General features: G+C 73.8%; 21 protein-coding genes, 1 tRNA gene and 1 other RNA gene. 17 read left to right on the top strand and 6 right to left on the bottom strand.

Annotation, left to right across the window (positions count from 1 at the left end; genetic code table 11):
- Positions 1-169 precede the first annotated feature (169 nt).
- Positions 170-772 carry an Rv3235 family protein gene (locus GA0070558_RS24665; protein ID WP_091284028.1) on the bottom strand — a complete coding sequence of 201 codons (603 nt, stop codon included), beginning with the start codon at positions 770-772 and terminating at the stop codon, positions 170-172.
- Between the two features lie 98 nt (positions 773-870).
- Positions 871-1,098: a helix-turn-helix domain-containing protein gene (locus GA0070558_RS24660; protein ID WP_007074927.1), complete on the bottom strand. Its 228-nt coding sequence runs from the start codon at positions 1,096-1,098 to the stop codon at positions 871-873.
- Positions 1,099-1,301: 203 nt separating this feature from the next.
- Between GA0070558_RS24660 and GA0070558_RS24655 the strand changes: the two genes are divergently transcribed.
- Positions 1,302-1,811 (top strand): DUF6912 family protein, encoded by a 510-nt coding sequence (locus tag GA0070558_RS24655; RefSeq protein ID WP_077936385.1) that lies wholly within the window; start codon positions 1,302-1,304, stop codon positions 1,809-1,811.
- 51 nt (positions 1,812-1,862) lie between these two features.
- Here GA0070558_RS24655 and GA0070558_RS24650 read toward each other — a convergent pair whose 3' ends face one another.
- Complete coding sequence (locus GA0070558_RS24650) at positions 1,863-2,921, bottom strand: hypothetical protein (RefSeq protein WP_091284026.1); 1,059 nt, start codon at positions 2,919-2,921, stop codon at positions 1,863-1,865.
- A gap of 377 nt (positions 2,922-3,298) precedes the next feature.
- On the opposite strand from GA0070558_RS24650, the gene pruA reads away from it, so the two are divergent.
- The 8 genes from pruA (at position 3,299) to GA0070558_RS24610 (ending at position 10,881) form a co-directional block, all read left to right on the top strand.
- Positions 3,299-4,927 (top strand): L-glutamate gamma-semialdehyde dehydrogenase, encoded by a 1,629-nt coding sequence (gene pruA, locus GA0070558_RS24645; RefSeq protein WP_091284024.1) that lies wholly within the window; start codon positions 3,299-3,301, stop codon positions 4,925-4,927.
- A 220-nt stretch (positions 4,928-5,147) separates the two neighbouring features.
- Entirely contained in the window at positions 5,148-5,663 is a 516-nt protein-coding gene (locus tag GA0070558_RS24640) for a PadR family transcriptional regulator (RefSeq protein WP_091284107.1), read from the top strand.
- Positions 5,664-5,809: 146 nt separating this feature from the next.
- Positions 5,810-6,931, top strand: a complete 1,122-nt coding sequence (prfB, locus tag GA0070558_RS24635; RefSeq protein ID WP_077936388.1) for a peptide chain release factor 2 — start codon at positions 5,810-5,812, stop codon at positions 6,929-6,931.
- Positions 6,932-7,049: 118 nt separating this feature from the next.
- Complete coding sequence (gene ftsE / locus GA0070558_RS24630) at positions 7,050-7,730, top strand: cell division ATP-binding protein FtsE (RefSeq protein WP_043962078.1); 681 nt, start codon at positions 7,050-7,052, stop codon at positions 7,728-7,730.
- Positions 7,731-7,797: 67 nt separating this feature from the next.
- Positions 7,798-8,673 (top strand): permease-like cell division protein FtsX, encoded by an 876-nt coding sequence (gene ftsX, locus GA0070558_RS24625; protein ID WP_091284023.1) that lies wholly within the window; start codon positions 7,798-7,800, stop codon positions 8,671-8,673.
- A 149-nt stretch (positions 8,674-8,822) separates the two neighbouring features.
- On the top strand, positions 8,823-9,302 hold the full coding sequence (smpB, locus tag GA0070558_RS24620) for an SsrA-binding protein SmpB (protein WP_074478481.1): 480 nt from the start codon (positions 8,823-8,825) through the stop codon (positions 9,300-9,302).
- Positions 9,303-9,407: 105 nt separating this feature from the next.
- Positions 9,408-9,783, top strand: a transfer-messenger RNA (tmRNA) gene (gene ssrA, locus GA0070558_RS24615).
- An 84-nt stretch (positions 9,784-9,867) separates the two neighbouring features.
- A complete protein-coding gene (locus tag GA0070558_RS24610; RefSeq protein ID WP_091284022.1) occupies positions 9,868-10,881 on the top strand; it encodes a hypothetical protein in 1,014 nt (337 codons plus the stop codon).
- Between the two features lie 56 nt (positions 10,882-10,937).
- Here GA0070558_RS24610 and mdlC read toward each other — a convergent pair whose 3' ends face one another.
- Both mdlC and GA0070558_RS24600 read right to left on the bottom strand, forming a co-directional pair.
- Positions 10,938-12,533 (bottom strand): benzoylformate decarboxylase, encoded by a 1,596-nt coding sequence (gene mdlC, locus GA0070558_RS24605; RefSeq protein ID WP_091284020.1) that lies wholly within the window; start codon positions 12,531-12,533, stop codon positions 10,938-10,940.
- Between the two features lie 66 nt (positions 12,534-12,599).
- Complete coding sequence (locus GA0070558_RS24600) at positions 12,600-13,403, bottom strand: S-methyl-5'-thioadenosine phosphorylase (RefSeq protein ID WP_091284018.1); 804 nt, start codon at positions 13,401-13,403, stop codon at positions 12,600-12,602.
- A 239-nt stretch (positions 13,404-13,642) separates the two neighbouring features.
- Between GA0070558_RS24600 and GA0070558_RS24595 the strand changes: the two genes are divergently transcribed.
- Both GA0070558_RS24595 and GA0070558_RS24590 read left to right on the top strand, forming a co-directional pair.
- Positions 13,643-14,233 (top strand): YqgE/AlgH family protein, encoded by a 591-nt coding sequence (locus GA0070558_RS24595; protein WP_043964045.1) that lies wholly within the window; start codon positions 13,643-13,645, stop codon positions 14,231-14,233.
- A 91-nt stretch (positions 14,234-14,324) separates the two neighbouring features.
- Positions 14,325-14,397 (top strand) — tRNA-Ala (locus GA0070558_RS24590).
- A 107-nt stretch (positions 14,398-14,504) separates the two neighbouring features.
- Here the strand turns inward: GA0070558_RS24590 and GA0070558_RS24585 are convergent.
- The gene (locus tag GA0070558_RS24585) at positions 14,505-15,488 is read right to left on the bottom strand and encodes a zinc-binding dehydrogenase (protein WP_218107084.1); all 984 of its coding nucleotides are present in this window, start codon (positions 15,486-15,488) and stop codon (positions 14,505-14,507) included.
- A 140-nt stretch (positions 15,489-15,628) separates the two neighbouring features.
- Here GA0070558_RS24585 and GA0070558_RS24580 point away from each other — a divergent pair, with 140 nt between their 5' ends.
- The 6 genes from GA0070558_RS24580 to GA0070558_RS24555 all read left to right on the top strand — a co-directional run bounded on the left by GA0070558_RS24580 (position 15,629) and on the right by GA0070558_RS24555 (position 25,541).
- Positions 15,629-16,831 (top strand): cytochrome P450, encoded by a 1,203-nt coding sequence (locus GA0070558_RS24580; protein ID WP_091284016.1) that lies wholly within the window; start codon positions 15,629-15,631, stop codon positions 16,829-16,831.
- The gene (mhpA, locus tag GA0070558_RS24575) at positions 16,828-18,369 is read left to right on the top strand and encodes a bifunctional 3-(3-hydroxy-phenyl)propionate/3-hydroxycinnamic acid hydroxylase MhpA (RefSeq protein ID WP_091284103.1); all 1,542 of its coding nucleotides are present in this window, start codon (positions 16,828-16,830) and stop codon (positions 18,367-18,369) included. The genes GA0070558_RS24580 and mhpA overlap by 4 nt, the downstream gene beginning before the upstream one ends.
- A gap of 49 nt (positions 18,370-18,418) precedes the next feature.
- On the top strand, positions 18,419-19,483 hold the full coding sequence (locus GA0070558_RS24570; RefSeq protein WP_091284014.1) for an LLM class flavin-dependent oxidoreductase: 1,065 nt from the start codon (positions 18,419-18,421) through the stop codon (positions 19,481-19,483).
- Positions 19,480-20,280, top strand: a complete 801-nt coding sequence (locus GA0070558_RS24565; protein ID WP_091284013.1) for a putative protein N(5)-glutamine methyltransferase — start codon at positions 19,480-19,482, stop codon at positions 20,278-20,280. Before GA0070558_RS24570 ends, GA0070558_RS24565 begins: the two co-directional genes overlap by 4 nt.
- Positions 20,281-20,352: 72 nt before the next feature.
- The gene (locus tag GA0070558_RS24560) at positions 20,353-24,300 is read left to right on the top strand and encodes an amino acid adenylation domain-containing protein (protein WP_091284011.1); all 3,948 of its coding nucleotides are present in this window, start codon (positions 20,353-20,355) and stop codon (positions 24,298-24,300) included.
- The gene (locus tag GA0070558_RS24555) at positions 24,297-25,541 is read left to right on the top strand and encodes a cytochrome P450 (protein WP_091284009.1); all 1,245 of its coding nucleotides are present in this window, start codon (positions 24,297-24,299) and stop codon (positions 25,539-25,541) included. Before GA0070558_RS24560 ends, GA0070558_RS24555 begins: the two co-directional genes overlap by 4 nt.
- The last annotated feature ends 8 nt before the right edge of the window (positions 25,542-25,549 follow it).

Genomic DNA, 25,549 nt, shown 5'->3' with positions numbered 1-25,549 from the left:
GCCCCGGCGAGAACGCCGGGGCCCGTCCGCGTCCGCGTCGGCGGGCTCCGCCGCCCAGCGTGATCGCCTGCTGGTGTGTGAGACGACACGCCGGACCCGGGTTCGCCAGGAAACCGCAGACGATCATGGGGCTTCACCCCGGCGGGGAGTGGGAGCACCGGCGCTGACTTCAGAGGACCTGGAGGGCGGTGCACAGCCAGCGCCCCCGGCGGTGCTCCAGGCGCAGCGCCATCGCCCAGGTGCGGCCGGTGGCGGCGGTCAGGACGGCGGCGGCCTCCACGGCGGCCGGGCGGGGTTCGCAGACCCGCAGCCGGCGCAGCCGCACGGTGGGGCGGGTCGAGCGGCGGCGCACCGGGCCGGTGTGTGCGGCGGCCGTGGCCAGCTCCTGCGCCACGTCGGCCGCCCGGCCAGGCTCGGTCAGCGGGCGGATCTGCCCGGGTGGCCGGTAGCCGTTGACGATCTCCAGGCAGGTGGCGACGAATCGCTGGGCGGCCCGGGTGGCCTCCGGGGTGGCGGTCACCAGCGCGGACGGCGGCGGGGCGGCCGGGGTGGCCCGGCCGGGGCCGCCGGGGGTGGGGCGCGGGTCGTGCGGCCGGCCGGTGGGCCGGCGCGGGGCGAGCCGGTGCGCCTCGAACAGGTCGAGGGCCAGCTGAGCGGCGACCGGGCGGGGGAAGCCCTCGGCCGGCTCCTCCAGGAAGGGCGGGTCGAGCGGCGGCGCGGGGCGCACCCGCACCGGGGGACGGACGGGACCGGGCCGGCGGGACTCGATCATCGCAACCCCCGATGTTTGCGTTTGCCTTCGTTTGCCTTCGACAGCCTCGATTCTCGGCCACGCAGCGGCCCCGGTCAATGGCGTGGGGTGCGGGGAGGCTACTCCGGGTCGCGGTCGGTCAGCGGGTTGCCCCGGACCCACTCGGCGGTCTCGGCGTACTTGCGCTGGATGTACTCCTCCAGCCGGGCCCGCTCGACGCGCCACTGCCCCCGGCCGCCGATCTTGATCGCGGGCAGCTCGCCGCTGCGCACCATGTGGTAGACCTGCGAGTCCGACACGTTGAGCTCGGCGGCCACGTCGGAGAGCAGCAGGAACCTCGGCTCCACGGAATCTCCCGGGGTTGGGATCGTTTGCTTCAGTTTGCCACCCACTGCCGACAACGCCGCCCCGTGCCGGCCGACGCGCCACCGGGACGGTCCGCGCGGCAGCTTCCCGCCGGCCGGGTGCGCGGTGTATGACGGTCACGGCGTACGGCATGATCGGCGCCCGGGCCCACGCACGTCGGCCCGGAGGCGGAGGGAGACCACCGGTGAACGACGAGCTTGTCCGGGTGTACGTGCCGGCGATCGTGCCCATGCTCGCCCGCCTGCCCGAGCAGGGGCTGCCCGAGACGGACGCCCACGCCGTCACCCCCGCCCTGCGCGAGTGGTACGCCGAGGGCGACGAGGAGGAGCTGGAGTACGTCGCCTTCACCCGCGCCGCCCAGGACGCCCTGCTCCTGCTGCGCGACGACCCGGCCGCGCCCCGCCGCCGGGTGGTGATCTCGGTCGACGTGCCGGCCGCCGCGCTGCGCCGCACCGACGACGTGCTCGGCTCCAGCGCCGTGCGGCTGGTGCGCCCGGTGCCGGTGTCGGCCGTCGCCGCCCTGCACGTGGACGGCGACGACGCGGTCGCCGACGTGTCGGCCGCCGCCGCCGTGGCCGCCGAGGCCCTGGCCGGCGACCCGGACGCCCAGTTCACCGTCGACGGCGCGGAGGACCACGAGCTGGAGTGGTACGACGTCACCGAGCTGGAGCAGCTCCTCCGCGCCGCCTCCTGACCCGCGTCGCGCCCGGCCGCCCCGCCGGTCCGCTGCCGCCCGGCGCACCCCTCAGCGGTCGGCGCTCGCCTCCACGGCCTCCGCCTCGTCGTCCTCCCCGGCGGCCTCGTCGTCGGGCGTCGGGCCGAGGGTGCGGCCGAAGGCGATCAGCGCGGTGAGCGCGCCGACGAAGAGCACCCAGATGCCGTTGTCGATCCGGGAGGTGCCCAGCGAGGTCTGCGCGACGGAGTCCGCCTCGCTCAGCGCGCCGGCCAGGTCGAGCAGGGACCGCCCGCCGATCCGGATGACGACCTCGGCGAGCAGCAGGAGCAGGCCGGGACCGGCCCCGGCCAGCAGGTAGCCGGGCCAGCGGACGTCGCCCGCCGCCGGGTCACTCCGCCGGGCGCGGCGCCGGGCCCAGGTCAGGTACGCGAAGGCGAGCAGCCCCGCCAGCAGGCCGGCGAGCAGCGACTCCGTCCGCGACACCCACTTCGCGGCGGTGACCAGGGACTCCTGGGTGTCGCCCGCCCCGAACAGGTCGAACAGGGGATCCCGGGCCCGGCTGAACGCCACCACGAACACCAGCGCCCCGAGCGCGGCGGCGACCACCGCCCCGGCCACCCGGGCGTTGCCGGCACCGGCCACCGCGCCGCCGATGGTCGCCGCCGCCGCGGCGGTGCCCGCGATGACGTTGGTGGTCGCGTTGTCGAAGTAGGTCAGGTTGATCACCACGGCGGCGGCGAGCCCGACGAGCAGGCCGACGCCCGTGGCGACGACGAACCGCAGGGTGGCCCGGTCCACGCCGCGCCGGGCCAGCAGGTTCGTCACCGCCAGGGCGACCGCCGCGCCGGCCACCAGCGCGGCCGAGATCACCCCGGGCAGCGCGAACGCGGAGAGGCTGATCGCGGTGACGCCCGCCTGGGCGGAGGTGATCGCCGCCCGGGTCGACCAGAGCATCGCCGCCAGCCAGCCGACCGCCAGCAGCGCGAGCACGGCCGCTCCCGGGGCGCGGGCGATCGTGCCCCCGGTGGCCTGGAGAGACTCGGCCGCCGGCTCCCGCTCGGCGGCCGGGTCGGTCTCCACCGGCTGGTCCGGCTCCTCGGCCGTGGAGCTGCCGGGCTGGTTGCTCATCGTCTCCCCTTCGACGGGCGCCCGGGCCCGCGCCGGCGCTGCCGGGACGCGGCGGGCTGGTCACCGGCCATCCAGGGTACGCGCCGGGCCCGCCGCCGGGCCCGCCGCCGGGCGGGCTCGCCAGGTCGGCGACATGGGGGTGTCCTGCGGCGGGGATGCCCCCATGTCGCCGGCATGGAGTCGATCATGCGGCGCAGAGGCCGGACGGCGCAGGCCGGCCCGGCCGCCGGAGCGGGACAGGAGCCGGCCCGTGGAAGAATCGGCGCAGGTCCCGCCGCCGCGACCGGTACACCGCGCGGTGCCCCGGCGTCCGGTCACCCGGCCGGCCGCCCGCGGGTCCGGTTTCGCCACCGCTGTCGAGATCGCCAGGAGCGCTGATGGACGCCGTGTTCTCCGTACCCGAGCCGCACAACGAGCCGGTCCGCACCTACGAGCCGGGCGGCGTCGACCGGGAACGGCTCCAGCGGAGGCTGGCCGAGCTGGCCGCCGAGCGGATCGACCTGCCGATGACCATCGCCGGCGAGCAGCGAATGGCCGGCGGCGACCCGATCGACGTCGTCCAGCCGCACCGGCACGCGCACGTGCTCGGCGTCACCGGCCACGCCACCCACGACGACGCCCGCGCCGCCGTCGCCGCCGCGAAGGCCGCCGCCCCGATGTGGCGGGCGCTGCCGTTCGCCGAGCGCGCGGCGATCTTCCTGCGGGCCGCCGAGCTGCTCGCCGGCCCCTGGCGGGACACCCTCAACGCCGCCACGATGCTCGGCCAGTCGAAGACCGCCGTCCAGGCCGAGATCGACTCGGCGTGCGAGCTGATCGACTTCCTCCGGTTCAACGTGTTCTTCGCCCGGGGCCTGCTGGAGGAGCAGCCGATGTCCTCGCCGGGGGTGTGGAACCGGTTCGACCACCGCCCCCTGGAGGGCTTCGTCTACGCGGTCACCCCGTTCAACTTCACCGCCATCGCCGGCAACCTGCCCTCCGCGCCGGCCCTGCTCGGCAACACGGTGGTCTGGAAGCCGGGCCCGACCCAGCAGTTCGCCGCGCACTTCACCATGCGGCTGTTCGAGGCGGCCGGCCTGCCGCCCGGCGTGATCAACATGGTCACCGGGCGGGGCGAGGAGGTCTCCGACGTGGTGCTCGCCGACCCGGACCTGGCCGGCATCCACTTCACCGGCTCCACGAAGGTCTTCCAGCACCTGTGGCGCACCGTCGGCGAGAACATCCACCGCTACCGGGGCTACCCCCGCCTCGTCGGCGAGACCGGCGGCAAGGACTTCGTGGTCGCGCACGCCAGCGCCGACGTCGACGCGCTGCACACCGCGCTGATCCGGGGCGCGTACGAATACCAGGGCCAGAAGTGCTCGGCCGCGTCGCGGGCGTACGTGCCCCGGTCGCTGTGGGAGGGCGGGCTGCGGGACCGGCTGGCCGCCACCGCCGACTCGCTGACCTACGGCGACGTCACCGACTTCACCAACTTCGGCGGGGCGGTGATCGACGCGCGGGCGTTCGACCGGCACACCGCCGCGCTGGAGCTGATCTCCGGCGACCCCTCCTGCACCGTGCTGGCCGGCGGCACCGCCGACGACTCGGTCGGGTGGTTCGTCCGGCCGACCCTGTTCGAGTGCTCCGACGCCGCGCACGAGACGTTCACCACCGAATACTTCGGGCCGATCCTCGGCGTGCACGTCTTCGACGACGCCCGCTTCGACGACGTGGTGGCGCAGGCCGAGTCGATCGCCCCGTACGCGCTGACCGGGTCGATCTTCGCCACCGACCGCCGGGTGGTCGACGCGGTGGCCGAGAAGATGCGGTACGCGGCCGGCAACTTCTACATCAACGACAAGCCGACCGGCGCGGTGGTCGGGCAGCAGCCCTTCGGCGGCGCCCGCGCCAGCGGCACCAACGACAAGGCCGGCTCCTGGCACAACCTGGTGCGCTGGATGTCCCCCCGGACGATCAAGGAAACCTTCGTCCCCCCGACGGACCACACCTACCCCCACATGGGCTGAGCGCAAGGAGGGGCCCCCTGTTAACGCTTTCTGTTGTACAGGGGGCCCCTCCTAACGCCCCGGCGCGCGCCAGCGGGGCGCCCGCGGCGGGGGCGGGCGCGTGCCGGGTCACCGTCCCTTAACGGACTGTCGCCGGCCGACAGTGCACATTGGAAGCCGTCCGGGTGGCGAAAGTGGCAAATCCTGGACGCCGGGTCGGCAAAGTGGCAGCGTAATGGGCATGGCGGATTCCGGAGTGAACCCCACGGCGGCGGCCCTCCTCGGGCTGCTCCACGAGGGTCCCATGACAGGCGGTCAGCTGATGGCCGCCGCCGAGCGCAAGCTCGCCCCGTACTGGTCGATGACCCGCAGCCAGGTCTACCGGGAGCTACCGGTGCTGGCCGAGCGTGGTCTGGTGCGGCTGGGTAAGCCCGGCCCCCGCTCCAGCCAGCCGTACGCGATCACCGCGGCCGGGAAGCGGATGTTCTCCCGGTGGCTGGCCGAGGACCCGGGGCGGGACACCATCCGCAACCCGATCGCCCTGCGGATCGCCTTCGGCGGCCTGCACTCGGCCAACCAGCTGCGCAACCTGCAGGCCTCCGCCAACGAATATCACACCGAGGCCCTCGCCCGGGTGCGGGAACAGGTGAAGAACGCCAAGAAGGAGGGCGACAACTTCGACGCCAGCGCGCTGGAGTTCGCCGTCGCCTACCACAAGGCCGCCCTGTCCTGGCTGAAGACCGCCCCGGTCGGCTGACGGCGTCGACCGCGCGGCCCGCCACCCCGCCACCGGGCCACGCGGTCGGTCTCCAGGCTGCTCCCCGCCCGCACCGGGGACAGTTTTGGCTCGTGACCGCGGGGCTGGCAAGCCCACCCGGGGCCACCGCAGTACGCTTGTCAGTCGTGACCGCTGCCGATTACGCCGAACAGCTCAAGGAACTCGACGCCACCCTGCGCAACATCGAGGCCGTGCTCAACATCGACCGGCTGCACGAGGACAAGGCCAGGCTCGAGGAGCAGGCCTCCGCGCCGGACCTGTGGGACGACCAGGCCAAGGCACAGCAGGTGACCTCCCAGCTGTCCTACGTCAACGGCGAGATCAACAAGCTGGGCAGCCTGCGCTCCCGGCTCGACGACGCCCGGGTGCTGCTGGAGCTGGCCGAGGCCGAGGACGACCCCGGCGTGCTCGCCGAGGTGGAGACCGAGATCGGGGCGCTCACCAAGAGCATCCAGGACATGGAGGTCCGCACCCTGCTCTCCGGCGAGTACGACTCGCGGGAGGCGCTGGTGGCGATCCGGGCCGGCGCGGGCGGCGTGGACGCGGCCGACTTCGCGGAGATGCTGCTGCGGATGTACCTGCGCTGGGCGGAGCGGCACGGCTACCCGACCGAGGTCTACGAGACCTCGTACGCCGAGGAGGCGGGCCTGAAGTCCGCGACGTTCGCGGTCAAGGTCCCGTACGCCTACGGCACCCTCAGCGTGGAGTCGGGCACCCACCGCCTCGTGCGGATCAGCCCGTTCGACAACCAGGGCCGCCGGCAGACCAGCTTCGCCGGCGTGGAGGTCCTGCCGGTCACCGAGCAGACCGACCACATCGACATCCCCGAGAACGAGGTGCGGGTCGACGTCTACCGCTCCTCCGGCCCGGGCGGGCAGAGCGTCAACACCACCGACTCGGCCGTGCGGCTCACCCACATCCCGACCGGCATCGTGGTCACCTGCCAGAACGAGAAGTCCCAGCTGCAGAACAAGGCGTCCGCGCTGCGGGTGCTCCAGGCCCGGCTGCTGGAGCGCAAGCGGCAGGAGGAGCAGGCCAAGCTGGACGGCCTGAAGACCGACGCCGCCGGCTCGTGGGGCGACCAGATGCGGTCGTACGTGCTGCACCCGTATCAGATGGTGAAGGATCTCAGAACCGAGCAGGAGACGGGCAATCCGAGCGCGGTCTTCGACGGTGAGCTGGACAGCTTCATCGAGGCCGGCATCCGCTGGCGCAAGCAGCGTCAGCTCGCCGGCGACGCTGCGTGATCACCCGTGGGCGGAGCGCGTCGTCGATCTCCTGCTAACCGGGCGTTTTGACGACGCGCCCCGCATCACGGGGGCGCGGGGCTTGGCTCATCGATTACACCGCGTAGACTCACCACCCGTGATTCAGCTTGAGCAAGTGACGAAGACGTACCCGAAGGCGTCCCGGCCTTCGCTCGACAACGTGTCCGTCTCGATCGAGAAGGGCGAGTTCGTCTTCTTCATCGGCCCATCCGGCTCCGGCAAGTCCACCATCATCAAGCTGCTGCTGCACGAGGTGACCCCGAACAAGGGGCGCGTCATCGTGAACAGCAAGGACGTGACCTCGATGCGGTCGTGGAAGCGCCCCCACTTCCGGCGTTCCATCGGCTGCGTCTTCCAGGACTTCCGGCTGCTGCCGAACCGCACCGCGTACGAGAACGTGGCGTTCGCCCTTGAGGTGATCGGCAAGACCAAGGCGGTCGCCCGCCGGGTCGTGCCCGAGGTGCTGGAGCTGGTCGGGCTCGGTGGCAAGGAGCACCGCTACCCGCACGAGCTCTCCGGTGGTGAGCAGCAGCGGGTGGCCGTGGCGCGGGCGTTCGTGAACCGCCCGCTGATCCTGCTCGCGGACGAGCCGACCGGAAACCTCGACCCGGACACGTCCATCGAGATCATGCGCCTGCTGGACCGGATCAACCGCACCGGTACGACGGTCGTGATGGTCACGCACGACTCGAACATCGTGAACCAGATGCGCCGCCGGGTCGTCGAGATCGAGAGCGGCCGCATCGTGCGTGACCAGGCCCGCGGCGTCTACGGGTGAGCCGGCGCTCCACCCCTGTGCAGCCTGACGACGAACACCTCACGCCGGAGACCCGGAGGAATTCCCGATGCGCGTGAAATACGTCCTGTCCGAGGTACTGGTCGGACTGTGGCGCAACGTCACCATGACCATCGCGATGATCATCACGTTGGCCGTGTCGTTGACCATGCTCGGTGTCAGTGGCCTGGTGTACAGCAAGGTCGACGACATGAAGGACCTGTACTACAAGAACATCCAGGTCTCGATCTTCCTGAAGGGCGACGTCACCGACCAGCAGCGCACCGACCTGGAGACGAAGCTCAAGAGTGACTCCCTGGTGAAGGAGGTCCTCTACGTCAACAAGGACGAGGCGTACAAGCGCTTCCAGGAGATGTACCAGGACGCGCCGGACCTGGTGACCGCCGTGAAGCCGGACCAGCTGCCGGAGTCGTTCCGGCTCACGCTGGTCAACCCCGAGCAGTACAAGAGCATCTACGACCAGTACAAGGACACCGAGGGCGTCGACGAGATCGTCGACCAGAGCCGGTTGCTGGACAAGATCTTCGACCTCTTCACCGCCGGGCAGAACATCGCCCTGGCCGGGGCGATCGCGATGGCCATCGCCGCCCTGCTGCTGGTCGCCAACACCATCCAGGTCGCCGCGTACAGCAAGCGGCGCGAGGTGGCGGTCATGAAGCTGGTCGGCGCGTCCAACTGGTTCATCCAGGCGCCGTTCGTCCTGGAGGCCGTGGTCGCCGGTCTGATCGGCTCGTTCCTCGGCCTGGGCGCGTTGATCGCCTTGAAGTTCTTCCTGTTCGACGGCTCCCTGAGCGCCCTGCAGGGCCTGTTCTCCCCGGTGACCTGGAGCGACATCTTCCTGATGTTCCCGATCATGGCGGGCGTCGGCGCGCTGGTCAGCGCCGTCACCGGCTGGACTACCCTCCGGTTCTACCTGCGCGTCTAAGTCGCCCACCGGGTCTGCCGGCGACAGCCAAGGGCCCCCCGGCGCGGAATAATCCGCGCCGGGGGGCCCTTGTCGTTCGGGTAGCATGATCTCCGCTTCCGGCCCGCCGTCCGGGCCGGGGCGGGTATCGCACGAGGGGAGGGGCACCGATGCCACGGGAGAAGGGGCGCAAGGTCGTCGCCTCCAACAAGAAGGCGCGGCACGACTACGCCATCCTCGACACGTACGAGGCGGGCATGTCGCTGACCGGCACCGAGGTGAAGTCGCTGCGGGCGGGGCGGGCGTCGCTGGTCGACGCGTTCGCCCAGGAGCGCGACGGCGAGCTGTTCCTGCACGGCATGCACATCCCGGAGTACACGCAGGGCACCTGGACCAACCACGAGCCCCGGCGCACCCGGAAGCTGCTGCTCAAGCGGCTGGAGATCGACCGTCTGATCGGCAAGACCCGCGAGGGCGGCCTCACCATGGTCCCGTTGCAGGTCTACTTCTCCGACGGTTGGGCCAAGGTGGAGATCGCCCTGGCGAAGGGCAAGAAGACGTACGACAAGCGCCAGGACCTGGCCAAGCGGGACGCGGAACGCGAGATCGCCCGGGCTGCGGGCCGGCGCGGCAAGGGCATGGACGACTGATGCGTCCCGTTTGTCCGTCTCGGCGCGCCGGGGCGGGGCTCGGGGATGAATCCCGTTGCGGCAGGCGTTAGTCTTGGTGGTGCCGCCACACCGGCGGCCCGTCGAGGGGGTGACTGGTTTCGACTTCGTACGTTGCGGCAGGGGAAGCGAGCCGAGGAAGCCGACGTCGTCTCGAGAATCGGTCGTCGGAAACCAATAAGCGCCAAGAACAATCGCGCTGACTTCGCTCTCGCCGCCTGAGGCGAGTAGCTAAGTCTGTCGGCCTGGGAACGCCTTCGTCCCAGTAGCCGGCATCAGCTAGAAGGCTGGCCAACCGGACCCGGTCGCGGGGTCCGTGCGGCGAGATCAATCAGCGACTGGGCCCGTCACACCAACTTGCTCGCGTGAGCGGTGGGGCCGAGTAGAGGCACAGCGAGCTGCGCTCGGAGAAGCCCTGACAAACCGGCGAAGGACCCGGGTTCGATTCCCGGCACCTCCACCACCTGGCGATGCGCCCCGGCCACCCGGCCGGGGCGCATCGTCGTATCACGGGGAACCGCAGCCCGCGCGGCCGCGTCGTAGCGGTATGCGTCGAGTTCTCGCCCTGCTGGGGCTGCCCCTGTTGGTCGTCGCGGCCGGCTGCGCGCCGGCCGGTTCCGAGCCGTCCACCGGCGGCGGCCCCGCCGGCAGCGCCGACCAGCGCTTCGCGGGATTCGGGCAGCGGGCCGACGAGGTCGCCGGGGCGTGGCGGCCGGGTGCCGCCTGGACCGGCGGCTACCTGCCGCTGCAGGAGCCCACCGTGCTGCTCGGCGACCCCGGGTTCAGCGCCGACACCGAGCAGGCGTTCCGCAACGGCTGGTACCGCGAGCAGATCGAGGTGCCCACCGCCCGGCCCGCCGACGGTGCGATCCGCTTCCCCGACGGGACGCTCACCGTGAAGCTGCTCAGCGCCGCCGAGGCGTACCGTCAGCTCGACCAGGGGGACCCGCCGCCGTGCGAGGGACGGCCGAGGGGCCCCGGCCGGCCGGCGAAGCCCGGCTCCGGCCCGGTCGTGGAGCCGGGACCCGACGGCCCGACCGTCGGGGAGGGACCGTACGGCCACAGCGTCGGCCCGAACGACCCGGCCAGCAGCGCGCCGTCGTCGGCCTGCGTGCCGCTCACCGTCACCGCCGTGACGCTCGGCACCGCGCCGGTGCGCACGAGCCGGGGCGAGGCGCAGGTGCCGGCGTGGCTGTTCACCGTCGACGAGTTGACCACGAAGGTGGCCCGGCTCGCCGTCGCCGACCCCGCGGCCCCGCCCGAGGGGGTCGCGCCGACGGGTCGGGCACCCGACGGGGTGGTCAGCGCGCAGGACCTGCGGGCCGTCGACGGGGCGAAGCTGACCTGGCGGGTCGGCGTGGGCGCCTGCGACACCGGGATCACCCCGCTCGTGCAGGAGCGCGACGACGTGGTGGTGGTCGGCGGCGGGGTCGTCCGCGGCACCGGCGTGTGCGTCGACCTGCTCAAGCTGGAGCCGGTCACCGCCACCCTCAAGGCACCGCTGGGTAAGCGCCCGGTGCTCGACGTGGTCACCGGCGCGCCGCTGGTCCTGCGCCCCTGAGCGCGGCCCGAGGATGCGGGGCGGCCCCCGAGGGTGCAGCGCACCCCCGAAGGCGCTCAGAGCAGCTGCGGGACCTCGGTGCTGATCGGCACCGGCAGCACGGTGGGCCGGTCCGCCGCCAGTGCCGCGCCCAACGCGTCGCCCAGCCCGTCCAGCTCCTCGACGACGGTGGCGGCGCAGCCGTATCCCCGGGCCACGGCGACGACGTCGAGGCCGGGCAGGTCCAGGCCGGGCACCCCGGGGGTGTGTTTCAGCTCGGCGAACGCCTTGAGGATCGCGTACTGCTGGTTGACCGGGACCACGACGGCCAGCGGCAGGCGCAGCCGCGCGGCCGTCCACAGCGCCTGCACGGAATAGTGGAACGACCCGTCGCCGATCACCGCGACCACCGGCCGGCCCCGCCCGGTGTCCCGCTCGGCCAGCGCGATCCCGACCGCCGCCGGCAGCCCGAACCCGAGGCCGCCGCTGGCCATCGTGAAGTACGACCCGGGGCGGGTGACCGGCAGCCGGCGGCGCAGCGCGGCCAGGTTGGACGGTGACTCCTGCACGAGCACCCCGTCGGGCGGCCAGTGCCGGGCCAGGGCGGCGAACAGCGCGTCGGGGCTCACCGGCGGGCCCGCGTCGGGCGGCCCCGGGGCCGGCCGGGGCGGCGGGGGCGGTCGGTCGGTCGCCGGGAGCAGCTCGACCAGGGCGGCCAGGGCCAGGCCCGGGTCGGCGAGCAGGCCGTCGCCGACCGGGGCGCGGGCCGTCTCGTCGGGGTCGTCGGTGACGTGCAGCAGGCGGGTGCCGGCGGGCAGGTAGTCGCCCGGCACGTGCGGGTAGTAGCGGAACACGGGCGCGCCGACCACCAGCACCGTGTCGTGGCCGACCAGCGCCTCGGCCAGGGGCCCGATCGCGTACGGCAGCACGCCCCGGTAGTGCGGGTGGTCCTCGGGGAACGGGGTCCGCTCGGGGGCGGGCGCGGCCCAGACCGGGGCGGCCAGCCGCTCGGCCAGCGCCACCGCCGCCGGCCACGCCCCGGCCCGGTCGACCGCCCCGCCGAGCACCAGCGCGGGGCTGCGGCTGGCGGCCACCTGGGCGGCGAACTCCCGCAGCCGGGCCGGGTCGGGGGCGTACCGGGTGGCCACGGTGCGCACCTCGGGCGGCCCGTCCGCCGGCCGGGCCCAGTCGTCCAGCGGCAGGGAGAGGAAGACCGGGCCGGCGGGCGGCTGCACCGCCGTGGCGTACGCCCGCATGAACGCCGCCGGGATGTCCTGCGCGCGGGCCGGCTCGTGGCTCCACTTGACGTACGGCTGGGTCAGCTCGGCCGCCCGGGGGCTGGCCAGCCGGGGCTCCAGCAGCAGCATCTCCCGGCTCTGCTGACCGGCCGAGACGATCAGCGGGGTCTTGTTGTGCCAGGCGGTGACGAGATTGCCCATGCCGTTGCCGGTGCCCGGGGCGGTGTGCAGGTTGACGTGGGCGGGGCGGCCGGTGGCCTGGGCATACCCGTCGGCCATGGCGACGGCGGACGCCTCGTGCAGGGCGTGGACGTACCGGAAGTCGGCGGGGAAGTCCTGGAGGAAGGGCTCCTCCGTCGAGCCCGGGTTGCCGAACACGGTGGTCATGCCCAGCGCCCGCAGCAGCTCGTACGTCGTCTCGCGGACCGTTGCCACCCGCCGAATCTATCGGGAAAAGCACCACCTACCGGGCGATTCGCCCTGCCGTGAGCCCGGCCGGGCTCACGGCAGGGCGAAGGGCAGCTTGATCCCGTCCAGCGCCCGCCCGCACGGGCAGTCCCGCCCGGCCGGCAGGGCGGCGACGGCGTCCAGCAGCACCCCGCGCAGCCGGTCGGTGTTCTCGGCGAAGACCCGGAAGACCTCCTCCTGGGTGACCGACTCGCCCGCCTCCACCCCCGCGTCGAGGTCGGTGACCAGCGCGATCGGGGTGTAGCAGAGGGCCAGCTCGCGGGCGAGCACCGCCTCCGGGTGCCCCGTCATGTTGACCACCGCCCCGCCGATCGCGGTGAACCAGCGCGACTCCGCCCGGGTGGAGAAGCGCGGCCCCTCCACGACCACCATCGTCCCGCCGTCGACGGCCGGCACGCCGCGGCCCGCCGCCGCGTCCAGCAGCGTCCGCCGCCCCACCGGGCAGTACGGGTCGCCGAAGGCCACGTGCACCGCGCCCCGGTCGTAGTAGGTCTGCACCCGCCCGCTGGTGCGGTCGATCAACTGGTCCGGCACCACGAACGTGCCCGGCCCCAGCTCGGGGCGGAGCCCGCCGACCGCGCACGGGGCGAGGACCTGCCGCACCCCGAGCGCCCGCAACGCCCACAGGTTCGCCCGGTACGGGATCAGGTGCGGCGGGTGCCGGTGGTCGCGCCCGTGCCGGGGCAGGAACGCCACCCGCCGGCCGCCCACCTCGGCGATCGTGACCGGGTCCGATGGCTCGCCGTACGGCGTCTGGACCGGGTGCTCGGTCGCGCCCTCCAGCAGGGCGTAGAGCCCCGACCCGCCGATGACCGCGATGTCCGCCGTCGGACCCATCGTCGCCCCCTTCGATCCCACTCGATCACCCACCGGTCAGACCTTAGCCAGCGCCCCGGGCGCAGGCTATGGTGCCAGGCATGGCGTTGACAGCACGGATGAGCCCGGCGTCCCGTGCCGACCGGGTCGGGCAGGCCACCCCCCATGCCGGCCACGACGTCGGTTCCGCCCGGCCCGGCGGCGGCGTCGTCCCGGGGTGCCTTCTCCGCGTCCCGGCGCGCGGCTGACGGATGTCCGACATGCAGGGAGAGGACCAGGCGATCGGCGGGCGGGCGATGGACTCGATGACCGGACGGCTGCTGGTCGCGACCCCCACGCTCAAGGACCCGAACTTCGACCGCACGGTGGTGCTGCTCGTGGCCCACGAGCCGGGCGGCGCGCTCGGTGTGGTGCTCAACCGGGCCACGGAGGTGCCGGTCGCCGACGTCCTCGGCGACTGGAGCGACCTGGCGCGGGAGCCGGCGGTGCTGTTCGAGGGCGGTCCCGTCCAACCCGACTCGGCCATCTGCCTGGCCCGGATGCGCAACCCCGTCAAGCGGCTGCGGGGCTTCCACCAGGTCTCCGGCGCGGTGGGCACGATCGACCTCTCCGTGGACCCGGAGCGGATGCGGGAGAGCATCGGCGGCATCCGGGTCTTCGCCGGCTACTCGGGCTGGGGCGCGGGCCAGTTGGAGCAGGAGATCGAGGACGGGTCCTGGTTCGTCCTGGACGCGCTGCCCGGCGACGCGTTCGTCGACCGCCCCGACGACCTGTGGCCGATGGTGCTGCGCCGGCAGGGCGGGATGATGGCCGCCGTCGCCCACTTCCCTCCCGACGTGGCGCTCAACTGACGCGCGCGGGGGAGGGGCCCCGCGAGATGACCATGCGGGCGGGCGTGTGTATAGTTCTCTCCGTGCCCGGGAGACCGGGGGCGAACAGCAAGGGGCCGTGGCGCAGCTGGTAGCGCACCACACTGGCAGTGTGGGGGTCAGGGGTTCGAGTCCCCTCGGCTCCACCGAACGCACCGTAGTGCGAACCGGTGGTCAATCATGATCAACCCCGCTCGGGATCGAGCGGGGTTTCGTCTTATCTGTCCGAATCCGGCCGGCCGGCGGTGGCTGGTCAGCCGACGGTGATGACCAGGTTGCCCCGCACGTCGCCGTCGGAGAGCCGTTTGAAGGCGGCGCGGGCCTCCGGCAGGGGCATGGTGTCGTCGATCAGCGGCCTGAGGCCGGTCGTGCTCATCAGGGTGAACAGGCGCATGTACTCCTCGCGGGTGCCGCTGAGCGAACCCACGATGTTGATCTGGTGGAAGTAGACGCGGTGCAGGCGGGCGGGGGGAACGTCGCCGGTGGTGGCCCCCGCGACCACTACCGTGCCGCCGTGGCGGACGCTGCGTAGGGAGTGGTGCCAGGTGGCCTTGCCGACGCCGTCGATGACCGCGTCGACCCGCTCCGGCAGGTCGGTGTCGTGCTCGAACGTCGCGGCGGCGCCGAGCCGGTGGGCGATGGCGCGCTTCTCCGGCGTGCGGCCCGTCGCCCACACCCGCAGGCCGGAGGCCGCGCCGATCGAGATCAGCGCGGTGGAGAGGCCGCCTGCGGCGCCCTGGACGAGAACCGTGTCGCCCGGTTGCAGCCGCGCCTTGGTGAACAGCATCCGGTAGGCCGGCAGCCAGGTGCACACCAGGCAGGCGGCCTCCTCCCACGTCAGGTGGGCCGGCACCGGCAGCAGGCCGGAGCGGGGGGCGGTGAACTGCTCGGCCAGCGTGCCGGGACGCGCCCCGGACAACTGCGCCGCCGGCAGGTGCAGCGTCTCGTCGCTGACCCCCGGCGGCGTGTCGAGCAGCGGATACAGCAGCACGCGCCGACCGTCGGGGTCGAGGCCGGCCGCCTCGCAGCCGAGGATCCGCGGGTACTGGTCGTGGTTGAGGCCGACGCCGCGCAGGGTCCACAGGTCCTTGTGGTTGAGCGACACCGCCCGTACGTCGACGCGGACCCAACCGTCGGGGACGACCGGGGTGGGCCGCTCGCCGACGACGAGAGCGGAAAGCGGATCGTCCGGGGTGGGTGCCGAGGCATACACGGCCCTCATGCTGTCGCTGGGCATGTGGCCAAGCTAACGGCGCTCGTCGGGCCGTCACAACGGGTGCGCGACGGTCTTACCAGAGTAGGGGATGGCGGGCGTCGACAACTTTTCTAGCCTCGATTCGTCCGGTGGACGGCGTGCGAGCGACGAGAGGTTTCGACATGGCCGAACCGATCACGTACCTGGAGCACTGGGACCGTACGGACCCGTTCGACCCGCCGAAACTGCTGCGGGACCTCGCCGTGGAGCAGCCACTGGCCAGGATGGTCTATCCCGACGGGCACGTCGGCTGGCTGGCGACCGGGCTCGACGTGGCCAAGGAGGTGCTGAGCAGCCCGGTCTTCAGCCACAACTTCCACTCCGCGCACTTCCCGGTGACCAAGAAGGGGCAGCCCTTCCCGTCCATGCCGATCATCCCGGGCATGTTCATCCACATGGACCCGCCGGAGCACACGCGCTACCGCAGCATGCTCACCGGCGAGTTCACCACGCACCGGGTGGCCGTGCTCGGCGAGCGGATCGAGACGGCTGCGGCGGAGCAGCTGGCGGCGCTGCGCGCGCTGGGCCCGCCCGCCGACCTGGTCACCGGGTACGTGCAACCGCTGTGCCGCCGGGTCCTGTGCGACCTGGTGGGCATCCCGGACGAGGGGGGACCGCTGCTCGCGGCGCTGTCGGAGACGGCGAACGACGACGCGGTGCCGGTCGAGGAGGAGTTCGCCGCGGAGAAGCGGGCGTTCCTCTACCTGCGGGACCTGGTGGGCAAGGAACGCGCCGACCCCGGCGACTCGATGATGAGCCGGCTGACGGCCGTACCCGGCCTGACCGACCGGGAGATCACCAACATGCTCCTCATCGTCTTCGTGGCCGGCCTCACCACCTGCGAGGGGGCCCTGGCCGCCGCCACCCTGGCGTTGCTGCATCACCGTCGGCAGCTCGACGCCTTCCGGGCCGCGTGCGCCGAGGGCGTCGGCGTGGAGGCGGCAGTCGAGGAGCTGCTGCGCTACACCACGGTCAACCAGTACCAGATCTTCCGCACCGCGCTGGAAGACGTGCAGGTCGGCGGCCAGCTCGTCCGCAAGGGGGACACCGTCACGGTCTCCCTGCCGGTCGCCAACCGCGACGCGCGCCGCTTCGCCGCCCCCGACCTGTTGGACCTGGCCCGCGACACGGCCGGCAACGTCGCGTTCGGCTACGGCGTGCACATCTGCCTCGGTCAGCGCCTGGCCCGCGTCCTGCTCGCCGTGGCCCTGCGTACGCTGGTCGTCGGTCTGCCCGGCCTTGGCCTGGACGGGGCGGTCGAGCAGGTGCGGCTGCGGGCCCGGACGCCCGTCTTCAGCGTCCACGACCTGCCCGTGCGGTGGTGACCGCGCCGCAGGGCGACGTCGACGTCCTCGTGGTGGGACTCGGCCCGACCGGAGCGGCGCTGGCGATCATGCTCGCCCAGCGGGGCTGGCGGGTCGCCGTCGCCGAACGACGGCCGGAGCCCTATCCGCTGCCGCGCGCCACCAGCTTCGACGGCGAGACCGCCCGGCTGCTGGCGGGCACGGGCGTCGGCGCGGAGCTGCGGGAGCTGTCGCTGCCGGCCACCGGTTACCAGTGGCGCGACGCCCGGGGCCGGGTGCTGCTCGACATCGCGTTCTCCCGCACCGGCCGGTACGGCTGGCCGGACGCGAACACCATGCACCAGCCGGCGCTGGAGGCGGTGCTCACCCGGCGGCTCGCCGAGTTCCCGCAGGCGCGGGTGTGGCGCGGCCGTCAGGTCGTGAGCCTGGCCGAACACGGCGACCGCGTCGTCGTCGGCACCCGGAGCGTGGACGGCGCGGCGCACACGGTCACCGCCGGCTGGGTGATCGGCTGTGACGGGGCGAACAGTTTCGTCCGCGAGTGGCTCGGCGTCGGCGTCACCGACCTGGGCTTCTCCTACGACTGGCTGCTGTGCGACGTGGAGCTGACCGGCGACCGCGAGTTCGTGCCGACGAACCAGCAGCTCTGCGACCCGGCCCGCCCGACGACGATGGTGGGCAGCGGGCCCGGACGCCGGCGCTGGGAGTTCATGCGGCTGCCCGGTGAGGACGTGGCGGAGCTGCGGACCGAGGACGCGCCGTGGCGGCTGCTCGCCCGGCACGGCGTACGGCCCGGGACGGCCCGGCTGCTGCGCAGCGCGACCTACACGTTCCAGGCGATGTGGGCGCAGCAGTGGCGGGTCGGCCGGGTGCTGCTCGCCGGGGACGCGGCGCACCTGATGCCCCCGTTCGCGGGCCAGGGCATGTGCTCGGGGATCCGGGACGCGGCGAACCTCGCCTGGAAGCTGGACCTCGTGCTGCGCGGCGCGCCGGACGCGCTGCTGGACACCTACACCGTCGAGCGGCGCGGCCAGGCCCGCCAGGCGATCCGCGAGTCGGTGAAGCTGGGCCGGGTCATCTGCGTGACGGACCCGGCCGCCGCCGCCGACCGCGACGCCGCCATCCTGGCCAACGCCCGGCCGGGCCCGGCCACCCCGGAACCCGCGAAACCACTGACCGAGGGGCTGCTCAGCGGGCTGCCGCAGGCGCTGGCGGCGGCCCGGGGCGCGGTGGTGCCGCAGGGCCGGGTCCGTCTGCGCGGCCGGACGGGGCTCTTCGACGACCTGGTGGGGCGCGGCTTCGTGCTGCTCACCGCAGGCGGGCCGGCCGTGCCGTGCACCGTGGAGACGCCCGCCGGGCCCGGCCCGGACGTGACGGTCGCGCACCTGGCGGCGGGAGCCGTCGAGGACGTCGACGGCCTCTACCTGCCCTACCTGGCGGGGCTCGGCGCGACGGCGGTCCTGGTCCGCCCGGACCACCACGTCTTCGGCGCGGTCGCCGACCCCGAGCAGGTCCCCGCCCTGCTCGCGGACCTGGGGAGGCAGCTCCACGCGGCGTGAGGGCACAGGGTACGGTGGGTCGTCACAGCCGTCCCGTTGAGGCAGGTTCATGGAATTCGGGCTCATCAGCCTCGCGGACCTCACGTCCGAGCCGCGCGCGGACCACCCGGTCGCCCCCGACGAGCGGATCCGCCAGATCGTCCGCCTCGGGCAGCTCGCCGAACAGGCCGGCCTCGACGTCTTCGCGGTCGGCGAGCACCACCACCCGAACTACGCGGTGACCTCGCCGGCCGTGGTGCTGGCCGCGGTCGCCCAGGCCACCGGGCGCATCCGGCTCGCCAGCGCCACCACCCTGATCGGCGTCCTGGACCCGGTGCGGGTCTACGAGGACTTCGCGACCCTCGACGCGCTGTCCGGCGGTCGCGCCGAGATCACCGTCGGTCGCGGCGCGTTCCCCGAGCCGTTCGACCTGTTCGGCTACGACATGAACGACTACGACGCGCTGTTCACCGAGCATCTCGACCTGCTGCTGACGGCCACCCGGCAGCAGTTCGTGAGCTGGCAGGGCAGCCACCGGCCCGCGCTGCTGGGCTCCTGGGTCGGCCCCCGCGCCGTGCAGCAGCCGCTGCCCGTCTGGGCCGGCGTCGGCGGTAACCGGGGCAGCGTGCTGCGGGCGGGGGCGCTCGGGCTGCCCGTCGCGGTCGCGGTGACCCCCGGTTCGACGGCGCGGCTCGCGGAGAACCTGGCCGCCTACCGGGCGGCGGCGGCCGAGCACGGCCACGACCCCGCCGCGATCCGGGTGGCGACCACGAGCCAGGCCCACCTCACCCCGCGCCCCGGCGGGGTCGCGGACTACTACCCGTACTGCGCGGAGTATCTCGACCTGCACTCGCGGGGCCGGATCGTGCTCGACCGCGACGGCTTCGACCGGCACGTCGCCGGTGGCGAGGCGCTGCTGGCCGGCGACCCCGAGCAGGTCACGGAGAAGATCCTCGCGCAGCATCGCCGGCTGGGACAGCATCGCGTGCTGTTCCAGGTCGACGCGGGCGGGCTGCCCTTCGCGGACGTCGCCCGCACCGTCGAGCTGCTCGGCGGCGAGGTGGTCCCGGCGGTCCGGGCCGCCCTGGCCGCCGGCCACGCCGACTCAGGGCAGACGACAGGAGCGCCGCGATGACCACCACGGATCCCGACGAGGCGACGGTCGCAAGGTTGCGCGCCGCTGGCTGCGTCTTCGCCGAGGACGAGGCGCGGCTGCTCGTCGAGGCCGCGCGGACGCCGGAGGAGCTGCACGAGCTCACCCGGCGGCGGGTGCTCGGCGAGCCGCTGGAGGTCATCCTCGGCTGGGCCGAGTTCTGCGGGCTGCGGATCGTCGTCGAACCCGGCGTCTTCGTGCCCCGCCAGCGCACCACCTACCTCGTCGAGCAGGCCGTCGCCGTGACCCGGCCGGGCGCGGTGGTGGTGGACCTGTGCTGCGGGACGGGGGCGATCGGCGCGGCCGTCGCGGCCCGGGTGCCCGGGGTCCGGCTGCACGCCTGCGACATCGAGCCCGCGTCGGTGCGCTGCGCCCGCCGCAACCTCGAACCGATCGGCGGGCACGTTCACGCGGGCGACCTCTACGCCGCCCTGCCGGCCGCGCTGCGGGGCACCGTCGACGTGCTGGTCGTCAACGCGCCGTACGTGCCCACCGACGAGATCGCCATGATGCCGCCCGAGGCGCGCGAACACGAGCCCCTGGTGGCGCTCGACGGCGGCGTCGACGGCGTCGCGGTGCACCGGCGGGTGGCCGAGGGCGCGGCCCGGTGGCTCGCCCCCGGCGGGCGGCTGCTCATCGAGACCGGCGAGGGGCAGGCCGGGTGGACGGCGGCGGCGATGTCGGCACACGGGCTGGTGGCGACCACGTCCACCTCCGACGAGTGGTACTGCACGGTGGCCGTCGGCCGACGGACCGACGACTGTCAATCTGAGGGATAGGGGACCGCGCTCCTCTGCCGATACGTTCCTGACTAGCCCTGGCGCGTCAGGCACCGGCATTGGAGGAGCACCGTGCCACAACCCGACCACTACGTACGCCAGATCCTCGCCAAGCTGCACGAGAACCCCGGCGGCACGGCGCTGATCTCGCGTGGCGAGCCCGTGCGCGCCGGGGACCTCGCCGCCTCGGTGGAGACGGCGGCGGCGGCGATGCACCGGCACGGCATCGGGCCCGGCAGCCTCGTCGCCGTGCTGACCGACCCCAACACCGCGGCCACCCTGCTGCTGCGGTGGGCGGCCAACCTGCTCGGTGCGACGGTGGTGCACATCCGTGGCGTCAACGCGGTCAACCCCGACGAGGAGCTGCCGCTCGCCGTGCAGCGGGAGATCCTCGCCTCGACCCGTCCCGCGATGCTGGCCGTCGACCCGGCCAACGTGGAGCGCGCCCGGTCGCTGTGCGCGCCGCTCGGCGCGGCGCCCCTGGTCGCCGCGCTCGGCCCGGCCGGGGACGCCGTCGACCTCACCGCGGGCGCGTCCTCCTTCGACCCGCAGATGGTGCGCGACGGCGACGTCGCCGTGGTGATGTTCACCAGCGGGTCGACCGGCCGGCCGAAGGGGGTGAGCTGGAGCTTCCGGGTCAAGAACGAGATGGCGCAGGCCCAGGCGGCGCACGGGCAGCGGGTGACCCTGCTGATCACCGCGCCGCTGACCCACTCCGGCGGGTCCTCGGCCGACGACACGATGGTGACCGGCGGGCTCGTGGTGCTGCACCACGGCTTCGACCCGGCGGCGGTGCTGGCGGCGATCGGCGCGCACCGGATCAGCCGGCTGGTGCTGGGCTCGCCGCAGGTCTACGCCCTCGCGGCGCACCCGGACACCGACCGCACCGACCTGTCGAGCCTGCGCGAGGTGTTCTACACCGGCAGCCCCGCCTCGCCGGAACGCCTCGCCGAGGCGGCGAAGATCTTCGGACCCGTGCTGATGCAGGTCTACGGCACCAGCGAGACGGGGCTGATCAGCCTGCTGCTGCCGCACGAGCACCTCGACGCGGGGCTGCGCCGCACGGTCGGCCGCCCGCCCGCCGCCGTGCAGGTCGACATCCGCGACCCGGACACCGGCGAGGCGCTGCCCACCGGCCAGGCCGGCGAGGTGTGCGTGACCGGCCGCTGGCGCATGGAGCGCTACTGGAACGAGCCGGAGCTGACCGCCGCCGCCATCCGCGACGGGCACGTGCGCACCGGCGACATCGGACACCTCGACGAGGACGGCTACCTGCACCTGCACGGTCGCCTCGCCGACGTGATGAAGGTCAACGGCATCAAGGCGTACCCGGACGCGGTCGAACGCGCGTTGATGGACCACCCGGCGGTGGCGCAGGCCGCCGTCTTCGGGGTGGAGGACACCAACCGGGTGGAGCGCATCGTCGCGGTCGTCGCGCTGCGCGACGGCGAGCACGTGGACGTCGCCACGCTGCGCGAGCACGTCGCCGTGGTCCTGTCGCCCAGCCACGTCCCCGCCGAGATCGAGTTCCGGGACGCCCTGCCGGTCACCGGCCCCGGCAAGCCCGACCGGGGGCTGCTGCGCGCCGACGTCACCGCCGTGGTCACCCGTCGGGTGCGCGCGGAACAGGAAGCGCGGGAGCGGCTGCGGGCGGAGCTGGCCACCGTGGAGCCGACGCTGGTCGGTACGCCGTCGCCGGACGATCCCGTCCTCGTCGAGCTGCCCGGCGCGGTGGGGCAGGAGATCGTCGCGTACGCCCGGGGGGCGGGGACGCCGGCGCGGGACGTGGTGCACGCCGCCTACGCCGTGGTGCTGTCCTGGCTCACCGGGCAGGACCACGTCGCGTTCGGCGGTGACGACCCCCGCGACGGCGTGCTGGCGCGCGTCACCGCGGGCGACGCCTTCGCGGACCTCGTCGCCGCAGTGCGCCAGGTGCGCAGGATCCGCGACCTGGCCGCCACCAGCCCGCTCTTCGACACCGCCGTGCTCGTCCTGCCGGAGCACGCCGACGTCCGCGCGCACCGGCCGGGCACCGGCACCAACCTGGTCGTGGCCGCGCAACCCGTCGGCGACGGCCTGCGGCTGGCCGGCTGGCACCGGCCGGGCATCGACGCCGGGGCCGTGCTCGGCATGCTCGCCACCGTCCTGCGGGCCGCCGGGGCGGACCCGGGCACGCCGGTGGGACGCCTGCCGATGGCCGCCGAACCCCAGCGGCGGCAACTCCTCGACGACTGGAGCCACGGCGCGCCGGGGCCCGAGCGGCAGGTGTTGACGGCGCTGCTCGACCGGCCCGTACGCGAGAGCCCCGACGCCGTCGCGGTCGTCACCGCGACCGGCACGATCAGCTACGCCGCGCTGTCGGGCCGCGCGAACCGGCTGGCCTGCCTGCTGCGCGCCCGGGGCGCGGCCCCGGGGACGCTGGTCGCCCTCGCGCTGCCCCGCTCGGCGGACCTGATCACCGCCGTGCTCGCCGTGGCCCGCACCGGTGCCGCGTTCCTCGTCGTCGACCCCGGCTACCCGGCGGAGCGGATCGCCTTCATGCTCTCCGACGCCCGCCCGGTCCTCGTGTGCACCAGCTCCGCCGCCGCCACGGCCCTGCCCGCCGACGGCACGACGCTGGTGCTCGACGATCCGGCCGTGCGGTCGGCGTGGGAGCGCGCGTCGGACCCCGCCGGCGACGCACCGCCGCCGGCCCTGACGGACGTCGCCTACGTCGTCTACACCTCCGGCACCACGGGCCGGCCCAAGGGGGTCGCCGTCACCCACTCGGGGCTGAGCGCCCTGACCCGGGCCATGGTCGACGGCATGGACCTGCGGCCGGGAAGCCGGCTGCTCCAGTTCGCCTCCCCGAGCTTCGACGCGTTCGTCGCCGAGCTGCTCGGCGCGTTCGGCGCGGGATCCGCCCTGGTCGTCGCGGGGGACACCGCCCTGGCGGGCGAGGCCCTGGCCGGGGTGCTCGCCGACTGCCACGTCGACCGGGTGCTGCTGCCCCCGGTGGCCGCCGGGTCGATCGGCCCCGACGACGCGCCGGCCGTGCGCGGCATGATGACGGCGGGGGAGGCGTGCCCGGCCGACCTGGCCGCCCGCTGGGCGTCCGGCCGGCATCTGGTCAACGCGTACGGCCCGACCGAGGTGACCGTGTGCGCCACCGTCAGCGATCCGCTGACCGGCGAGGGCACGCCGCCGATCGGACGGCCGATCGCCGGCACCACGACGTACGTTCTCGGGCCCGGCCTGCAACCGGCGCCGCCCGGCGTCACCGGCGAGCTGTACGTGGCCGGCGACGGGGTGGCCCTCGGCTACCTCGGACGCCCCGGCCTGACCGCCGCCCGCTTCGTGGCGGACCCGTTCGCCGACGACGGCTCGCGCATGTACCGCACCGGCGACCTCGTCTCCTGGTCGCCGGAGGGCACGCTGTTCTTCCACGGCCGCCGCGACGAGCAGGTCAAGCTGTACGGGCACCGGATCGAGCTCGGTGAGGTCGAGGCGGTGCTGTCCGGCCATCCGGCGGTGGGCCGGGCCGTCGCCTCCGTCCGCCAGGTCGCCCCCGGCCGCAGCCAGCTCGTCGTCCACGTCGTCCCCGCCGACGGCGTCGCGCCCGACGGCGCGGAGCTGCGCGAGTACGCGGCCGGGAAGCTGCCCGCGTTCATGGTCCCCGCCGCCGTCGTGTTCACCGACGCCTTCCCGGTCACCCCGGCCGGCAAGCTGGACCGCCGGGCCCTGCCGGAGCCCGCCGCCGCGACGGCGCGCCCCGCCGCCGGCCTGACCACCGCCCAGCGGGCGTTCCGGGCCATCTTCATGGACCTGCTCTCGGTGCCCGACGCGCAGGCCGACAGCAACTTCTTCCAGCTCGGCGGCGACAGCATGCTCGCGGTCACGCTGATCCAGCGCGCCCGCGACGCGGGCTACGCGCTCTCGCCGCGCGAGATCATCGACCACCCGACGGTCGCCGGCCTGGCCGCGGTCGCCACCAGCGTCGCCCGTCCCGTCGAGCCCGAGGCCCAGGAGAGTCCCTCATGATGACCCCGCACCCGGTGGTGTCGCCGGACGACCTCGCCGACATCGACCTCGCCGACCCCCGCCTGCACGCCGAGCGCGACCTCAGCGCGGTGTGGCGGCACCTGCGCGGGCGACGCGAGCTCTACCACCAGCCCGCGCGCGGCGCACAGCCCGGCTTCTGGGTCGTCACCCGCTGGGAGGACGCCAACGCCGTCTACCGGGACAAGGAGCACTTCACCGTCGAACGCGGCAACGCGCTCAACACGTTGCTGGCCGGCGGTGACCCGGCGGCCGGGACGATGCTGGCGGTGACCGACGGCATCACCCACTCGCGCATCCGCAACCTGCTGATGGGCGCGTTCTCCCCGCGGATGCTCGACGACATCCGGGCGAGGGTGCGGCAGACCGTCGACGAGCTGCTCACCGCCGCCATCGAGAAGGGCGAGTGCGACTTCGTCCGCGACGTCTCCGGCAACATTCCCCTCGGCGCCATCTGCGACCTGCTGGGCGTGCCCCGCTCCGACCGGCAGTACCTGCTGGACCGCACGTCGCAGGCGTGGAGCTCCGACGAGGCGGACGCGCGGCCCGAGGACAGCTGGGCGGCCAAGAGCGAGATCCTGCTCTACTTCTCCGACCTGGCCCGCTCCCGGCGGGGCAGCGACGCCAACGACGTGGTGACGCTGCTGGCGAACTGCCGTATCGACGGCGAGCCGCTGAGCGAGGCGGAGGTCATGGCCAACTGCTACGGCCTCATGATCGGCGGCGACGAGACCGGCCGGCACGCCATCACCGGCGGCATGCTCGCCCTGATCGAGCACCCCGACCAGTGGCGGGCGCTCAAGAACGGCGAGGCGGACCCGGCCGTCGCGGGCGAGGAGCTGCTGCGCTGGACGGTGCCGTCGCTGCACGGCGGCCGTGCCGTCACCGCCGACGTCGAGATCGACGGCCAGACGCTGCGCGCCGGCGACATCGTCAGCGTGTGGATCGCCTCGGCCAACTTCGACGAGGAGGTCTTCGGCGATCCGGACCGGTTCCGGCTCGACCGTTCGCCGAACCGGCACCTCACGTTCGCCGTCGGCACCCACTACTGCCTCGGGCACTACCTGGCCCGCATCGAGATCGAGGAGATGCTCGCCTCGCTGCGCCGCCGGGTGTCGCACGCCGTGCAGACCGGACCGGAGAGCTGGATCTATTCGAGCATCCTGCACGGGATGAGCTCGCTACCGCTGGCGCTGACCGCCGAGAGCGTCGACCTGGCCTAGAAGGAGCC

It is taken from the genome of Micromonospora haikouensis, assembly GCF_900091595.1.
GTDB classification, from domain to species: Bacteria; Actinomycetota; Actinomycetes; order Mycobacteriales; family Micromonosporaceae; genus Micromonospora; species Micromonospora haikouensis.
Note: the sequence above shows the minus strand (reverse complement) of the source record. Positions and strands in the feature narration are given on the sequence as shown.

Coding starts and splice junctions, on each gene's coding strand:
- pruA (WP_091284024.1), top strand. CDS start 3,299: ATGGACGCCGTGTTCTCCGTACCCGAGCCGCACAACGAGCCGGTCCGC.
- GA0070558_RS24665 (WP_091284028.1), bottom strand. CDS start 772: ATGATCGAGTCCCGCCGGCCCGGTCCCGTCCGTCCCCCGGTGCGGGTG.
- GA0070558_RS24650 (WP_091284026.1), bottom strand. CDS start 2,921: ATGAGCAACCAGCCCGGCAGCTCCACGGCCGAGGAGCCGGACCAGCCG.
- GA0070558_RS24570 (WP_091284014.1), top strand. CDS start 18,419: ATGGAATTCGGGCTCATCAGCCTCGCGGACCTCACGTCCGAGCCGCGC.
- GA0070558_RS24600 (WP_091284018.1), bottom strand. CDS start 13,403: ATGGGTCCGACGGCGGACATCGCGGTCATCGGCGGGTCGGGGCTCTAC.
- GA0070558_RS24610 (WP_091284022.1), top strand. CDS start 9,868: ATGCGTCGAGTTCTCGCCCTGCTGGGGCTGCCCCTGTTGGTCGTCGCG.
- GA0070558_RS24580 (WP_091284016.1), top strand. CDS start 15,629: ATGGCCGAACCGATCACGTACCTGGAGCACTGGGACCGTACGGACCCG.
- GA0070558_RS24640 (WP_091284107.1), top strand. CDS start 5,148: ATGGCGGATTCCGGAGTGAACCCCACGGCGGCGGCCCTCCTCGGGCTG.
- smpB (WP_074478481.1), top strand. CDS start 8,823: ATGCCACGGGAGAAGGGGCGCAAGGTCGTCGCCTCCAACAAGAAGGCG.
- GA0070558_RS24565 (WP_091284013.1), top strand. CDS start 19,480: ATGACCACCACGGATCCCGACGAGGCGACGGTCGCAAGGTTGCGCGCC.
- GA0070558_RS24555 (WP_091284009.1), top strand. CDS start 24,297: ATGATGACCCCGCACCCGGTGGTGTCGCCGGACGACCTCGCCGACATC.
- ftsX (WP_091284023.1), top strand. CDS start 7,798: ATGCGCGTGAAATACGTCCTGTCCGAGGTACTGGTCGGACTGTGGCGC.
- GA0070558_RS24595 (WP_043964045.1), top strand. CDS start 13,643: ATGCAGGGAGAGGACCAGGCGATCGGCGGGCGGGCGATGGACTCGATG.
- GA0070558_RS24585 (WP_218107084.1), bottom strand. CDS start 15,488: ATGCCCAGCGACAGCATGAGGGCCGTGTATGCCTCGGCACCCACCCCG.